The organism is Acinetobacter sp. F9 (genome assembly GCF_019195275.1).
Classification (GTDB): Bacteria; Pseudomonadota; Gammaproteobacteria; order Pseudomonadales; family Moraxellaceae; genus Acinetobacter; species Acinetobacter pseudolwoffii.
Genome location: NZ_CP078068.1, coordinates 2,775,670 through 2,790,564, shown reverse-complemented (window position 1 = coordinate 2,790,564; position 14,895 = coordinate 2,775,670). Strand labels below are relative to the sequence as shown.

Below are 14,895 nucleotides of genomic sequence, written 5' to 3'. Positions count from 1 at the left end.
AAGACTGGCATGCAGCACACACATTTATTTATGCCTCTGGCACTCGTTAGTGCAATGGCAGTAGCACAACAAGTATATGCAGCAGATGAATTCATTGTACAAGATATAAAATTTGATGGATTAGTGCGTTTAACTCCTGAGAATGTATATGGCCTCGTGCCAATTAACAGTGGTGATCGGGTCAATGATCCGGTCATTGCCAATGCAATTCGAAGTTTATATGCATCAGGCTTATTTGATGACATCAAAGCTGTTCAGCAAGGCAATACTCTAGTTTTTCAGGTGGTAGAGCGCCCAGTCATTTCGAAAATCGAACTGAAAGGCAATAAGCTGATTCCAAAGGAAGCACTTGAAGATGGCCTGAAAAAAATGGGTCTGGCTGAAGGTGAAGTGCTGAAAAAATCTGCTTTACAGACAGTCGAAACCGAGCTTGAACAGCAATACATGCAGCAAGGTCGCTATGATGCGGATGTTACCGTCACGACGACAGCAAGACCGAATAACCGAGTTGAATTGCTGATTGATTTTATTGAAGGTAAAGCCGCAAAAGTTTTTGATATCAATATCATTGGCAATACTGTTTTCAAAGAATCAGATATTAAACAGGCATTTGCTGTTAAAGAAAGTAGCTGGAACTCGGTGATTTCACGTAATGACCGTTATGCACGTGAAAAAATGGCTGCAAGCCTTGAAGCATTGCGTGCTATGTATCTGAACCAGGGTTATATTAACTTTAATATTACCAATTCCAGTTTGAACTTGAGTGAAGATAAAAAGAATGTCTTTATTGAAGTGTCTGTATATGAAGGCGAGCAATTTAAATTTGGTCAAACCAAATATTTAGGTGATGCACTTTATCAGACTGAAGAATTGCAAGCCTTACAGCTGTTTAAAGAAGGTGAAACTTATTCGCAAGAAAAAGTAAATGTGGTTAAGCAGCTATTACAGCGTAAATATGGTAATGCTGGTTATTATTATGCAGAAGTGAATATTGTTCCTCAAATTAATAATGAAACCAAACAGGTTGATTTAAATTACTATATCAATCCGGGTCAGCAAGTTACAGTACGACGTATTAATTTTACCGGTAATACCAAAACTGCAGATGAAGTATTGCGTCGTGAAATGCGCCAGATGGAAGGTGCTTTAGCCAGTAATGAAAAAATTGACTTGTCTAAAGTCCGTCTGGAACGTACCGGGTTCTTTAAAACAGTCGATATCAAGCCTGCACGTATTCCGGGTTCACCGGATCAGGTCGATCTAAATGTCGCAGTAGAAGAACAGCATTCAGGTACCAGTACCTTGGCAGTGGGTTTCTCGCAAAGTGGCGGTGTGACGTTCCAGGCAGGTTTAAGTCAGACCAACTTCCTGGGCACTGGTAATAGTGTATCGATCGACTTGTCGCGTTCTGAAACCCAAGATTATTATAATCTGAGTGTGATGGACCCGTACTTTACCATTGATGGTGTACGTCGCGGTTATAACCTTTACTACCGTAAGACCAAACTCGATGATGACTATAACGTCAACAACTATGTGACAGACAGTCTAGGTGGCGGAATCAACTTCGGTTATCCAATTGATGAAAACCAGAGTGTTAGCTTAGGTCTAACGGTTGACCAGACTGATGTAACGACCGGACCTTATGTCTCTACTTATGTTGCGGATTATTTAGAACGAAATGGTGGTAGAGAGACAAAAAGTGGAGAGTATTGTCCACAGCCATTAGTTCCAATTACAGATTCTGCGGGAAATCTTACTGGTTACGAGCCTTGTCCTAATCCAATTTCATATGGTCAAGAGTTTAAAGGTGAGTTCTTTACCTATAACCTGAATTTAGGCTGGTCATATAACACTTTAAACCGTCCAATGTTCCCGACACGGGGTATGTCACATCGCGTCAATGGTGAAATAGCCTTGCCAGGTAGTGATGTGGAATACCAGAAGCTAACTTATGATGCTCAGGCCTTCTTCCCGTTAGGTAAAGATTTTGTGCTGCGCGGTTATGGTAAGTTAGGCTATGGTAATGACCTGCCATTCTATAAGAACTTCTATGCTGGTGGTTTTGGTTCGGTACGCGGTTTTGAAAATAGTACCTTAGGACCTAAATATCCGGGCGTATATTTCTCTGATACTGGCCAAAACGATCCGTCTCCGGAAGAGGTGGGTGGTAATGCATTGGTTCAGTTTGGTACTGAACTAGTACTGCCTGTACCATTTAAAGGCGATTGGGCACGTCAGGTTCGTCCGGTCATCTTTGCCGAAGGTGCTCAAGTTTTTGATACTCAGTGTGATGTGTCAAGTGAAAACATTTTCGTAAATGGTGCTTCAGTAAATGGAAAACAATACTGTAAAGACAACTTCGGTTTCGATGCAGACAATATGCGTTATAGCGTCGGTGCGGGTTTTACCTGGATTACCATGATTGGACCATTGTCACTGAGCTATGCTTATCCGTTGAATAAGAAAGACGGTGATGAAACTAAAAATATCCAGTTCGAAATTGGCCGTACTTTCTAAGATTATTAGCTAATCCTGAATATAGATTTTGCTCATGAAGTTGCGAGGCTTTATGAGCAAATTTTTTTGAATGAGTAAGAATATGAAAAAAATGATCATGGCGATGAGCCTGGCTTTGGCAAGTATTGCACCTTTGACTCAAGCAGCTGGTATTGGTGTGATTGACTTGGAGCGTGTTGTTGAAGGCAGTACTTATCTGAAACAGCAAAACACGGCATTTCAGCAAAAAATTCAGCCACAAACCAGCAAGATTGAACAACTCAGTAAAGAGCTGGAAGCTTTGCAGCAACGTGCTCAGTCTAATACCAAACTGAGCGATGCTGAAAAGCAGAAGATGTCTACGCAATATCAGGCCAAATTTCAGGAATTGAATCAGTTGCAACAATCTGTGCAGAGTAATGTTCAAAGTTCGATTCAGCAGATTCGGACGGTATTTGATGCACGTGTAAAGCAAATTGCTGAACAATTGCGTAAAGAAAATAACCTGGATGTGGTTTTAAATAAAAATTCAGCACTTGCTTATGACGCTAAATATGATTTAACTGATAAAATGATTCAAAAGGTTAATGCAATTAAGTAATCAATGAATCATCAACAGCTTCAGTTAGCTGACCTTGCTCGCCTGGTTCAAGGCGAGTGCGTAGGTCAGGCAGATTTGCGTTTGAGCGCTTTGGCCAGTCTTGAGCATGCGACATCGCAAGATTTGGCATTCGTCAATGCAGACAAATATGTAGAGCAAGCCAATCAAAGTCGGGCAGCTGCTTTAATTGTCACGGCTGAACTGAAACAACAAATAACGTCACATCAAAACTTTATTGTTGTTGCAAATCCTTATCTGGCTTTTGCGATCCTGACCCATGTATTTGAGAAAAAAAATACCCAGCGTGGTATCGAAAGTACTGCTCAAATTCATCCTTCAGCGATCATCGCCGATGATGCGTATATTGGACACTATGTGGTGATTGGCGAGCATTGTGTTGTGGGTGCCAATACCGTTATTCAGCCTCATGTACATGTCGATAATGATGTGGAAATCGGTCAGGACTGTTTTATTGATGCGCATGTGACGCTGACGGGTGGCGCCAAAATTGGCAATCGCGTTCGTATTCATGCCAATACTGTGATTGGCAGCGAAGGTTTTGGTTTTGCACCTTATCAAGGTAAATGGCATCGTATTGCCCAGCTTGGCTCTGTGCGTATTGCTGATGATGTGCGTATCGGGTCAAACTGTAGTATAGACCGCGGTGCATTGGATGATACGATTTTGCAACAGGGTGTGATTATTGATAATCTTGTGCAAATCGCGCATAACGTCAAGATTGGTGCCAATACCGCACTCGCAGCAAAATGCGGAATCGCCGGAAGCACTACAATTGGCAAAAACTGTGTATTTGCAGGTGCGGTGGGGGTAGTAGGCCACATTAATATCGCAGATAATGTCACAATTACTGGCATGTCAATGGTGACAAAAAATATTTCTGAGGCGGGCAGTTATTCTTCTGGCACACCTATGTTGGAAAGTTTGCACTGGAAACGTGCTGCTGTGCGTTTTAAACAATTAGCAGATGTGCCATTGACCCAGGTGATGAAACGACTAGATCATATGCAATCTCAAATTGAGTCCATTGAATCAACATTTAAGTTGCGTAAATAATTATGATGACAGAGTCGAATTTGCCTACATTCACGAAACCTGAATTGCCAATGAATATTCAAAAGATTCGTGAATATTTGCCCCATCGTTATCCATTTTTATTGGTTGATCGCGTGGTCGAGATTACCGAAAATGGCATTGTTGGTTATAAAAACGTCTCAATTAATGAAGAGTTTTTGCAAGGCCATTTTCCGAATTATCCAATTATGCCGGGTGTGCTGATTGTTGAAGCACTGGCACAAATCTCGGGAATCTTGGGTTTTGTGATGAACAATGAAACACCAAGTGCGGGTTCATTGTTCCTTTTTGCCGGTGCGGAGAAGGTTAGGTTTAAAAAACAGGTGGTTGCAGGCGATCAATTGGTATTAAAGGCTGAATTGGTGATGCAAAAGCGCGGCATTTACAAATATAATTGTATTGCCACTGTAGATGGCGTCGTCGCAACAACCGCGGAAATTATGGTTTCGCATCAAAAAGTCGAGCAGGCATGAGCAATAATCCCCTTATTCATCCAACTGCCATTATTGACGCATCAGCAGTCATCGCTGCTGATGTAGAAATTGGTCCATACTGTATCATTGGGCCAAACGTCACTATTGGTGCGGGTAGCAAACTTCATTCACATGTAGTGGTGGGTGGCTATACGCGTATAGGTGAATATAATGAAATTTTCCAGTTCGCCAGTGTGGGCGAGGTTTGTCAGGATCTTAAGTATGCCGGTGAAGAAACCTGGCTTGAGATTGGCGATCACAACAAGATCCGTGAGCATTGTAGTTTGCATCGTGGTACCGTTCAGGATCAGGGTTTAACCAAGATTGGCAGTCATAATCTTCTAATGGTCAACACCCATATTGCCCATGACTGCATGGTCGGTGATCACAATATCTTTGCCAATAATGTCGGTGTGGCTGGACATGTTCATGTCGGGGATTATGTGGTCATTGGTGGAAACTCAGGGATTCATCAATTCTGCAAGATTGACTCTTATAGCATGATTGGCGGAGCATCACTGATTTTGAAAGATGTGCCGGCCTATGTGATGGTGTCAGGTAATCCTGCGCACGCTTTTGCTATGAATATTGAGGGAATGCGTCGTAAGGGCTGGTCTAAGGCCATAATTGACGGTTTGCGTACTGCCTTTAAACTGATTTATAAATCAGGTTTAACCACTCAGGAAGCAATCGAGCAGATTCGTAAAGATATCTTGCCGGAAGTTGCCGAAGCACAACGTTTGATTGATTCTCTTGAACAATCCAAGCGTGGTATTGTGCGCTAAAATATTTCAAGTAAAAAAAGACACCTTTAAGGTGTCTTTTTTATTGCTGAATTAAGGGTTATCTAGAAGATTATTACTTAAAAAATTTAGCTTCTTCAGATTGCGGGTAATTACTGAGTAATTTGTTCTTGTACTGGGTGGCAATGGCCGGTTTTTGCTCGACGTCCCTGCTAATGTTATGCAGTTGATAAAGTGCACGCGAAGCACGGGTCGACTTTGGATAGCGGTCTGCCACAATGGTGTAATTGCGTTTTGCTTCTTCAAAATTTGGCGGATCGATGGCCAGATTGAATTCTGCTAACCAGAAATAGGCATTGCTGATATACACACTATTCGGATTGTTTTTAATAAAGTTCTGCATGGGTGCAATGGCTTTGGCTGCACCGCCATTTTTATAGGCATCTAAAGCCACTGTATAGGCTGCTTTGTCCAGCTCGGTGGGCTGTTGTCCGCTGCTCGCTGTATTGATCTCATTCGCATTTAAACTGGGAGAACTATCCTGTGGGTTGTCCTCCGTTGGGTTTTCTTCAGCCGGTTCAATTTTTTGCTGTAACAGTTCCAGGCGCTGATCGAGATCGGCATAGCGATTGGTCAGTTCGCTTTTCAGTTGGGCAATTTCATTTTCCTGTTCTTCCATTTTGCCGCGCAAGATTCGCAGATCATTTTCCAGTTGCTGGTTTTTTTGCATAATCTGCCAGCTGGTATTGGTTTGCACAGGTGTCGATACGCCGGCAGAACTCGCAGACTGGGTATTCATTGACGCTTGATTGGCAGTCTGGCTCAAGCCCCGCGATTCGATTGGAATATTGGCAAATAGCGGTGTGGTAAAGAGTGCTGTCACTGCACACAATACGGTCTTTTTAAACATCATAAAATTTCCATAATTCTTTGTGAGATACGTATCCGCTGCTCATCTTTTAAAGAAGATCATTCATATACATTGCACACATTAAAAACGGCATTTTTAGAAATTGCAACAAGGTTTTACAAAGATAATGCGAATCTGGGTGTTGATGGATTGATTGTGAAGATCGCCTGAAAATCAGCAGAAATATCAATATTGTTTTTAAAATAATCAAACGGATAGCTTGATGGATTATTTTAAGGAACAAAGCTTGCAACTTGATTAAAAATCTCTATACTCTGTTTTTGTAATGGTAGCCCTGCTGGTTACTTCGCAATTGTACTCTATGAACCCCGCCAGGACCGGAAGGTAGCAACGGTAATAGAACTATGATGTGCCGGAGCTTTGCTGGTAGGGTTGCCACCATATTTTTCAATAATAAAAACATTTTATCCCAGCCTATTAATCTCAAAGCTAACTTCTAATATCAGCTAATTTTTAATATTTTATTATCCCAATAATTCGTTCTGCTAGCGAACTGATTTTCTCATTTTAAGATCAATATGCAAACACTTTTGTAGTGGGTCTATTAATGAATCTGAATACAAATTAATCTTCGACTTTACGGCTAATCGCCTTAATAATCGTATCCATTTCAAAACCACGGTACATCAGAAAACGGATCTGTTTGGCCTTGAGCTTCGGATCTTTAGTAACTTCCGCCCCATATTTTTTGACTTTCAGCGCATAGGCTTGCTGCACCCAGTCAGTTTCTTTCAGTTCTTCTGCGATTAAAGCCGTATCAACTTTCTTGTTTTTTAATTTCATTTTAATCTGATTGGGGCCTTTGCCTTTACGCTTTTGGCTCGACAGCATGGTTTCTGCGACACGCTGATCACTCTGGTAATTCTCTCGTGATAATTCTTCAACTAATTCTAGTACTTCATCGCGATCCTCTGCATATAGGCATAGCTTCTCGATCAGTTCGGCTTTGGCATATTCCTTGCGGGTCAGTACGGCAAAGGCATAAGAACGCAAACGCGAGCCAGTTAAGCCCGGTTTTTTCTTTTCATCACCAGAGGTATCAAACAGGCGCTCTTCTGAATCGAAAGTGGGTTTTTGTTTCGATGTGTTTTGCTGGGTCGCTTGATCATCAGCATCGCCAAATTGCTGTTTTAAAGTTTCATAATCGAGCAGTTTGCTGAATTTTGCCTCTGACATCTTTCTCTCGCATTTTATCATCTACCCATAATAACAAAACGCCCCGTAGGGCGCTGTGTCGTGATGTTTAAAGACTAGGCAAATAATAGATTAGGCATCTAAAAGATCTGCTTCTTCTTTATTATCTTCTTCAGTGATCACGGCTTTGGTCAGCAGTTGCTCGCGAATCAGCTTTTCAATGGTTTGTGCCATTTCTTTATGCTCTTCCAGATAACGGATGGTATTGTTCTTACCTTGGCCAATTTTGTCGCCTTGATAAGAATACCACGCACCGGCTTTCTGCACGATTTCTTGCTGTACAGCAAGATCGATCAATTCACCCAGATGGTTCACGCCTTTGCCGTACAGAATCTGGAACAGCGCTTCTCTAAATGGAGGTGCCATTTTGTTTTTCACGACTTTGACTTTGGTTTCAGAACCAACGATCTCGTCACCTTCTTTCACCTGACCAATACGACGGATGTCTAGACGTACAGATGCATAGAACTTCAATGCGTTACCGCCAGTCGTGGTTTCCGGGCTACCGAACATGACACCAATCTTCATACGAATCTGGTTAATGAAGATCACCATACAGTTGGAACGCTTGGCATTACCGGTGATTTTACGCAGTGCCTGGCTCATCAAACGGGCTTGCAGACCCATATGCGAGTCACCCATTTCGCCTTCAATTTCCGCACGTGGCGTTAGAGCAGCTACAGAATCGACCACGATCATGTCAATTGCACCAGAGCGTACCAGCATATCTGCGATTTCAAGTGCCTGTTCACCGTGATCGGGCTGCGATACCAGCAGGTTATCAATATCTACGCCAAGTTTACGCGCATATTGCGGATCAAGTGCATGTTCGGCATCGATAAATGCGCACGTACCACCGGCTTTTTGACATTCTGCAATTGCTTGCAGGGTCATCGTGGTTTTACCTGATGATTCAGGACCATAAATCTCGACGATACGGCCCTTCGGTAGGCCACCAATACCGAGTGCGATATCCAGGGTTAAAGAACCTGTAGATACTGCTTCAACAGCCTGAACGGTATTGTCACCAAGACGCATGACTGTATTTTTACCAAACTGTTTTTCAATCTGGCTTAAGGCAGCATTAAGCGCCTTGTTTTTATTCTCATCCATCTTACAACCTCAATACGATGTCACTCAGTTAGTACTCAAGTGGATGTCTTAAATTAGAGCTTTGTTCCACAGGCGTATAGTGACAGAATTTTCCCTAGTGTTCTATCAATGTCAGCGCATGTACGACACATTCTGACGCTTGAATTTAATCGTCATTATACGACCATGACTGATCAAAACTCTGACTATTTTCATTTTTAAATTTACTGATATCCCGGCGATCTTTCTTGCTTGGACGATGATCGGGACGAGCTAGATTATGCAACTTTCTTTGTGAGGTAATCAATTCCCGTCGAGCAATACTGACTTCGGTTTCTTCATACAGTTTTTGTGCCACAGGTGCAGGGCCGCGAACATCAGAAAGTTCTTTAACCAGGACAGTTTTCTTGTCGATGCCTTGCTGAATCGTCAGTTCCATGCCAACACGGACTTCGCGTGATACTTTGACACGTTCACCATTGTGGTGGACTTTACCACCTTCAATTGCATTTTTGGCAATGGAACGGGTCTTGAAAAACCGTGCTGCCCAAAGCCATTTGTCTATACGCATGCCTACCGCATCTTCGGGTAAAGACGATTTACGCATATTTTTTCTCTACCTCAGCCTGATTTAAATAAGTGATTAAATCTGTTAATTGGTGCAGCATCGGATAATTGCAAGTCTCGCGTGCGACTTTGGCCGAGGAGGGGTGCTGGATACTGAACAGGTTTTCAATCCCGTAGGCTTTGGCACCATTCAGGACTTTTTCGGTATCATCAATAAAATAAGCATGTTGCGGATCGAAGGGATGCATGGCATTCAAGCCTTGCCAGAATTCAACAAATTCTTTGGCATGCCCAATCGTTTCTGAACTGACAATCACATCAAAATAATGGCTTAAATTTAAGTGATCCAGTTTAAAGGCCAGTCCGGCACAATCGGCATTGGTGGCCAGCCAGATCGGGTAGCCATTCGTTTTCAGATAATCCAGTAATTCGAGACAATACGGGCGTAAGGCGACTTTGTCTTTATGTTCAATCTGCATCGCCAGAACATCAACTTCGACTTTAGCCGTCCAGAAGCGTGAGGAGTACCAGTTTAGGGTATGATTATGTTCCTGATAGAATGCGGAGAGGGTCGCCTGACTGTGTTCTATGCTACAGCCATGTGTCTCGGCATAACGGACAGGCAGCAACTCATTCCAGATGAAATCATCGTAGGCAAGATCAAGTAAAGTTCCATCCATATCGAAAATTATGGTAGGTTTTTCAGAGCATTTTGACATATTTAGGTTTTCTATGTTTAAAGCAATAGCAGCACCACAAGATCCGATGATTTTGCAGTTTGTGCCCATTTTGACACAAGCCTGTGAAATTTTGCGAGAAGAATATCAGCGTTATTGTTCTGGTGCGGCTTTTGATGTCATCCAAAAAAATGATAATTCTCCGGTAACTCAGGCAGACTTGAGGGTCAATACTTTTCTAACTCAGGCTTTGGCAGATATTTCAGACTTGCCTTTATTGTCAGAAGAAGGAAAAGAACATGAGCGTCGTTCATGGCCAGAATTCTGGTTATTAGATCCGCTAGACGGCACCAAGGAGTTTTTGCATCAGCGGCCTGAATTCACCATCAATTTGAGTTTGGTTCGTGGAAGTTTGACGACTTTTGCCATATTGGCAGTACCAGAACAGCAACTGATTTATTTCTGTGCAGAGCAGGGGCTGCCTTATAAATATGATATTCAGCGAGATACGTGGTTTGGCTATGAAGCAGCGCCAACAGACCAACGAATTGCGATTGGTCTGAGTCAAAGTAGCCAGCAGAAACCGAAATATGTCGACTATTTACAGCATCTGGCCAAACTTACCGAATATACAGAGTTCAAAGCGGGCAGCGCCTACAAGTTTTGTATGATGCTGGAAGATCAGGTGGATATCTATCCACGTTTTCACCCAACTTCGGAATGGGACACCAGTGCTGGTCAATGTATGCTCGAACGGATTGGTGGTGGTTTGGTCGATTTAAAAGGGCGGCCATTTATTTATAATCATCGCGATACCTTACTCAATGGCGGATTTATTGCCTATAAAAATAATAATATGAAAAATATTGCATTACAGGCGGTGGCTGACATGCAGGCCGAGCATTGAGCAAAATCCTGAGCATGGTATAGTGATGATTAACTCATTACCAATCCAGTTGGCTGTCACGTGTCCCTGAAACTGCTTCCACCGAGTATGTTAAGTGCAATTGATTTATTGCCTGATGTACAGACGCCTGTCACCTTATTCACACGCCATTCGGTTCGTGAAGATGTTCCGGGTCAAGGTCTGGCAGGTTATGACCTGCAATTGACTGGTCAGGGGCGGGATCTGGCACAGGAATGGGGTGCTTATCTGGCTGATCAGACAGATCGTGTAATTCATCACTGTATTTCGAGCCCGATCCAGCGCTGTATTGATACTGCTGCGCTCATGATTGAAGGTGCGGATGCGGTTACCCCTGAGCAGAATACCCATCGTATTGAAATTATCGAACAGGGATTGCTGGTCGAGCCGGGCAGTTTTGTGCTGGATATTCAAAAAGCCGGTCCTTATTTTGCTAAGCAGGGCGCTCTCGGTTTTGTGAACAGTTTTGTGAATAATGCCTTGCCGGGGATGAAACAGCCGATTCATGGTGTGGTGGATGTGCTGGAACTGATTTATAACACCCATCCGCAAAATAAGTATGGGCTGAGTCTGGCAGTCAGTCATGACACGATTCTGGCAGCGATGATTGCCGTAATGTCCGGGCGTCAGGACATCAGCCGAGAAGACTGGCCCAAAATGATGGAAGGCCTGTTTGTCTGGTTCGAGGGCGATGTTTTTCTGGAATCAAAACTGAAATGGATCTGGCGTGGTCAGGTACATGAGCTGGATATTGCTGATTTTAAGCGTTCCCAGTAATTTTAATTCAATAGGTATTCATTTATCATAAAGGAAGCCCAATCGCAGATATGATTGGGCTTTTTACATATAGGTCTGTTTTTTTCTAAATATTGGCTTTTAAACGCTGAGGATAGGCATTGAGATCAAGCAGGTCACCTGTATCATTCAGCGGCCAAAGAGGACTATTGACTGGAACCTGTTGCTGATGAATGCGACTATATTTGTCGGCGGCGATCAGTGTTGCGATGTCATGTTCCGGAAGGCTGTAAGCTGCAACGACTTGTTGGGGATAGCGGGTGCGTATATAAAAATCTACTTCATTTTCACCCTTATATCGGGCAAAGATATATTCTACTGCGGGCAAATACACACCATAGCCTAACCAGGCGTCTACGCCTTGAGATGCCTGAAGTTCAGCAGTGCCTTTCATGTTGGAAATCACCCGGCCTAAAATGTCTTTTTCACCTTGGGTCTTAAAGTATTCAATATATTGCTGTTCGATTGCTAGAAACTTCTCTAAAGATGGTAAATATTTTGTAATCATGGTTTTTATTCCCTTCACAGCCAGCAAAATAGTGACAAGCTTAAAATTATAGTGATGTAAGCAATATGATTTAGAATACCATAATTTTTATATGGGATTGTATCAGAGTAAAAAATTGAAAATAAAAATGAGAAACATACAGAATCAGTTTTTAGCAGACACAAAAAAAGCCCTAAAAAGGGCTTTTTTCATTGCAACAAATTAGTTAGCTAATGCTTTAACTTGTGCGTTCAAGCGGCTCTTGTGACGAGCTGCTTTGTTTTTATGGATGATGCCTTTGTCAGCCATGCGGTCGATTACTGGAACAAGCGTTTTGTACGCTTCAGTAGCAACAGCATAGTCATTAGTGCCGATAGCAGCTAATGTACGTTTAAGATAGGTACGAACCATAGAACGCAAGCTTGCGTTGTGTTTGCGTGCTTTAACGTTTTGACGAGCACGTTTTTTAGCTTGAGCAGAGTTTGCCACTCGTGCACTCCTTGAAATAGATTGGTCTGGGCGGGCTGAAACTCAACTGAAAACCATCATCAGAGGAATTATCACCAGCCCGTAAACAAGTGCCATATTTTGATTAAACTGAGCACCGAAGTCAAGTCTTGACATGCTTTGACAACATTTTAGATGCAGAAAAATTCTAAAGAAAACGTTAGATTAGTATTCTACCTAGGAGATCGTATAAAAAATGACTAAATCGCTGATTCATCCCATCGTCATAGGTGCCACCGGTTTGGTGGGAAAACAACTCTTAAAACGTCTGCAAGACGAGCCAACTTGCCAGCATATTACTGCAGTGGTCAGAAAATATCAAAATGATCTGGATAGTTTGGATAAAGTCCAGCAATTGGTACTTGAAGATTTTCTGATGCTGAATGATCAGGATGTCAGCGAGCACAGTCACGGTTTTAGCTGTTTGGGCAGTACCATGAAACAAGCCGGATCCAAGCAGGCCTTTTATAATATTGATTATACTATTAATGCCCATTTTGCCGAATTGCTGCAACAGACTTCAGCGCATTACTTGCTGTTGAGTGCGATGGGCGCCAACTCCCAGTCTCATTTTTATTATAATCAGGTTAAAGGCCAGCTAGAAGAATATGTACAGACCTTGAGTCTGGATAAAATCAGCCTGATTCGGCCTTCATTATTAATTGGCGAACGTCCCGAGCAGCGTTTTTTGGAGGATGCCGCACAGCAGGTTTATCATAAAATATCGCGTTTTATTCCGGATGGTTTTGCTTATAAGCCAGTGACAGCCGAGCAGGTAGCTCATACTATGGTCGAGGCCGCGCTGACTCAGACGGTAAAATTTGAAATTTATGATAATTTACGCATACAAAAAATGAAATGAGGGGAAACACCGTGTCTACAGCAGCATTTGTCACCTGTGACTTACTAGATGATCATCCGGAATTAGAGCTTCAAGTGGTGACGCCTTGTCTGGACGGTAAATTTTTTAAGAGTTATGGCGCCCGTAAAACCTTTGGCGGTCAGATTGTGACGGTGAAATGTTTTGAAGATAACTCCCGGGTGAAAGAGTTACTGGCCACAGATGGAACAGGCAAGGTACTGGTGGTCGATGGCGGTGCATCGATGCGCTGTGCCTTGATGGGTGACCTGATTGCAGAATCTGCGGTCAAAAATCACTGGAATGGTGTGATTATTTATGGTTGTGTGCGTGATGTCGATGCGATTGCTGAATTAGACCTTGGTGTGCATGCCTTGGCGGCTATTCCACAAAAGAGCAATCGCAAGGGCGTGGGTGAGGTGGATATCTCCCTCTGTTTTGGTGGAGTCACGTTTAATGCTGGCGATTATGTCTATGCAGACAATAATGGCATTGTGGTCTCTAAAACAGCCTTAGTGGCTTAATTGGCCAAGTGCTACATTAAAGAATAACAACAAAACTGATCTATACCGCGAAAGACAGGATGCTTAGATTCTGTCTTTCAGTTGAATAAAACAAAAACAGGAAAATATTATGTTGGGTCATCAAATTAAAGTTGCACAAGCTTTGGCTTCTGCAGTCGCTCAAGGTGGACGTGGTATGGTCGGTACACCATTTCCGAATCAGCCTGAAAAAGCCTTAAAGCTCTATGAATATGAGGGTTCGCCATTTTGTCGCCGGGTGCGTGAAGTCATGACTTTGCTGAATCTGGATTATGAAGTCTATCCATGTCCACGGGGTGGTACTCATTTTCGTCCCGAAGTTCAGCAATTAGGCGGAAAACTCCAGTTTCCATTTCTGGTAGATGAAAATACGGGCGATCGACTTTATGAATCGCAAGATATTATTCATCATCTGTTCAAGCACTATGGCAAAACAGGCAAGACACCCAAAAAATATGCTCACTATCCCAAAATTCCGGTGGCTGCAATTGCTGGCACAGTCATCAACGGTTTACGCGGAGGAATGGTGAATCCCAAGATCAAGGATCGGCCAACACCTGAACAGTTACTAGAATTATGGGGTTTTGAGGCCAGTCCTTATACCCGGATCGTACGCGCCGTGTTGAGTGAGCTGGAAGTTCCCTTTATTTTTCACAATGTCGCCAAAGAACGCTGGCAGGATTATGGGCCAGCCAAGTTGCGCTTAAGACCGGGGAAATATGAACCACTACCAGGCGGGAAGCGTGAACATTTATTTGAAATGATGGGAAATAATATTCAGGTTCCTTATCTGGTCGATCCAAATACAGGCGTGAATATGTTTGAATCAGCTGAGATTGTAAAATATTTAAAACAGCAATACGGCGCCGCTTAAAATATTCAGCCTATTAAAACTCTAAAATTGTGCTTAA

Annotated in this window: 17 protein-coding genes and 1 other RNA gene; 11 read left to right on the top strand and 7 right to left on the bottom strand. The window is 42.7% G+C overall.

Going from position 1 to position 14,895, the window contains the following annotated elements; translation table 11 throughout:
• The first annotated feature begins 9 nt into the window (after positions 1–9).
• From bamA to lpxA, 5 genes are all read left to right on the top strand, one after another.
• Positions 10–2,520 (top strand): outer membrane protein assembly factor BamA, encoded by a 2,511-nt coding sequence (gene bamA, locus KT990_RS13330; protein WP_218208915.1) that lies wholly within the window; start codon positions 10–12, stop codon positions 2,518–2,520.
• A gap of 82 nt (positions 2,521–2,602) precedes the next feature.
• On the top strand, positions 2,603–3,100 hold the full coding sequence (locus tag KT990_RS13325; RefSeq protein ID WP_218208914.1) for an OmpH family outer membrane protein: 498 nt from the start codon (positions 2,603–2,605) through the stop codon (positions 3,098–3,100).
• A gap of 3 nt (positions 3,101–3,103) precedes the next feature.
• Positions 3,104–4,174 (top strand): UDP-3-O-(3-hydroxymyristoyl)glucosamine N-acyltransferase, encoded by a 1,071-nt coding sequence (gene lpxD, locus KT990_RS13320; RefSeq protein WP_180000040.1) that lies wholly within the window; start codon positions 3,104–3,106, stop codon positions 4,172–4,174.
• A gap of 5 nt (positions 4,175–4,179) precedes the next feature.
• Positions 4,180–4,665, top strand: coding sequence for a 3-hydroxyacyl-ACP dehydratase FabZ (gene fabZ / locus KT990_RS13315; protein ID WP_171063349.1), 486 nt, complete (start codon positions 4,180–4,182; stop codon positions 4,663–4,665).
• Complete coding sequence (lpxA, locus tag KT990_RS13310) at positions 4,662–5,450, top strand: acyl-ACP--UDP-N-acetylglucosamine O-acyltransferase (RefSeq protein ID WP_074382858.1); 789 nt, start codon at positions 4,662–4,664, stop codon at positions 5,448–5,450. Before fabZ ends, lpxA begins: the two co-directional genes overlap by 4 nt.
• Positions 5,451–5,523: 73 nt before the next feature.
• On the opposite strand, the gene KT990_RS13305 is transcribed toward lpxA, so the two are convergent.
• The gene (locus tag KT990_RS13305) at positions 5,524–6,321 is read right to left on the bottom strand and encodes a YbgF trimerization domain-containing protein (RefSeq protein ID WP_218208913.1); all 798 of its coding nucleotides are present in this window, start codon (positions 6,319–6,321) and stop codon (positions 5,524–5,526) included.
• Positions 6,322–6,614: 293 nt separating this feature from the next.
• On the opposite strand from KT990_RS13305, the gene ffs reads away from it, so the two are divergent.
• Positions 6,615–6,711, top strand: an RNA gene (ffs, locus tag KT990_RS13300) — signal recognition particle sRNA small type.
• Positions 6,712–6,903: 192 nt separating this feature from the next.
• Here ffs and KT990_RS13295 read toward each other — a convergent pair.
• From KT990_RS13295 to KT990_RS13280, 4 genes are all read right to left on the bottom strand, one after another.
• Positions 6,904–7,515, bottom strand: a complete 612-nt coding sequence (locus KT990_RS13295; protein ID WP_180077415.1) for a regulatory protein RecX — start codon at positions 7,513–7,515, stop codon at positions 6,904–6,906.
• 90 nt (positions 7,516–7,605) lie between these two features.
• A complete protein-coding gene (gene recA, locus KT990_RS13290; RefSeq protein ID WP_005096717.1) occupies positions 7,606–8,646 on the bottom strand; it encodes a recombinase RecA in 1,041 nt (346 codons plus the stop codon).
• A gap of 145 nt (positions 8,647–8,791) precedes the next feature.
• Complete coding sequence (locus KT990_RS13285) at positions 8,792–9,232, bottom strand: RNA-binding S4 domain-containing protein (RefSeq protein ID WP_218208912.1); 441 nt, start codon at positions 9,230–9,232, stop codon at positions 8,792–8,794.
• A complete protein-coding gene (locus KT990_RS13280; protein ID WP_180039801.1) occupies positions 9,225–9,911 on the bottom strand; it encodes an HAD-IA family hydrolase in 687 nt (228 codons plus the stop codon). The genes KT990_RS13285 and KT990_RS13280 overlap by 8 nt, the downstream gene beginning before the upstream one ends.
• Positions 9,912–9,924: 13 nt before the next feature.
• Between KT990_RS13280 and KT990_RS13275 the strand changes: the two genes are divergently transcribed.
• Together KT990_RS13275 and KT990_RS13270 are read left to right on the top strand one after the other, a co-directional pair.
• Positions 9,925–10,776 (top strand): 3'(2'),5'-bisphosphate nucleotidase CysQ family protein, encoded by an 852-nt coding sequence (locus KT990_RS13275; protein ID WP_005096720.1) that lies wholly within the window; start codon positions 9,925–9,927, stop codon positions 10,774–10,776.
• A gap of 60 nt (positions 10,777–10,836) precedes the next feature.
• Entirely contained in the window at positions 10,837–11,571 is a 735-nt protein-coding gene (locus KT990_RS13270; RefSeq protein ID WP_034608526.1) for a phosphoglycerate mutase family protein, read from the top strand.
• Positions 11,572–11,656: 85 nt separating this feature from the next.
• On the opposite strand, the gene KT990_RS13265 is transcribed toward KT990_RS13270, so the two are convergent.
• On the bottom strand, positions 11,657–12,097 hold the full coding sequence (locus KT990_RS13265) for a hypothetical protein (RefSeq protein WP_005171181.1): 441 nt from the start codon (positions 12,095–12,097) through the stop codon (positions 11,657–11,659).
• Positions 12,098–12,298: 201 nt separating this feature from the next.
• Complete coding sequence (gene rpsT, locus KT990_RS13260) at positions 12,299–12,565, bottom strand: 30S ribosomal protein S20 (protein WP_005171172.1); 267 nt, start codon at positions 12,563–12,565, stop codon at positions 12,299–12,301.
• Between the two features lie 214 nt (positions 12,566–12,779).
• Here rpsT and KT990_RS13255 point away from each other — a divergent pair, with 214 nt between their 5' ends.
• The 3 genes from KT990_RS13255 to KT990_RS13245 all read left to right on the top strand — a co-directional run bounded on the left by KT990_RS13255 (position 12,780) and on the right by KT990_RS13245 (position 14,858).
• The gene (locus tag KT990_RS13255) at positions 12,780–13,445 is read left to right on the top strand and encodes an NAD(P)H-binding protein (RefSeq protein ID WP_005171169.1); all 666 of its coding nucleotides are present in this window, start codon (positions 12,780–12,782) and stop codon (positions 13,443–13,445) included.
• A gap of 11 nt (positions 13,446–13,456) precedes the next feature.
• The gene (gene rraA / locus KT990_RS13250; RefSeq protein ID WP_005096725.1) at positions 13,457–13,966 is read left to right on the top strand and encodes a ribonuclease E activity regulator RraA; all 510 of its coding nucleotides are present in this window, start codon (positions 13,457–13,459) and stop codon (positions 13,964–13,966) included.
• A 109-nt stretch (positions 13,967–14,075) separates the two neighbouring features.
• Positions 14,076–14,858, top strand: a complete 783-nt coding sequence (locus KT990_RS13245; RefSeq protein ID WP_074382852.1) for a glutathione S-transferase N-terminal domain-containing protein — start codon at positions 14,076–14,078, stop codon at positions 14,856–14,858.
• The last annotated feature ends 37 nt before the right edge of the window (positions 14,859–14,895 follow it).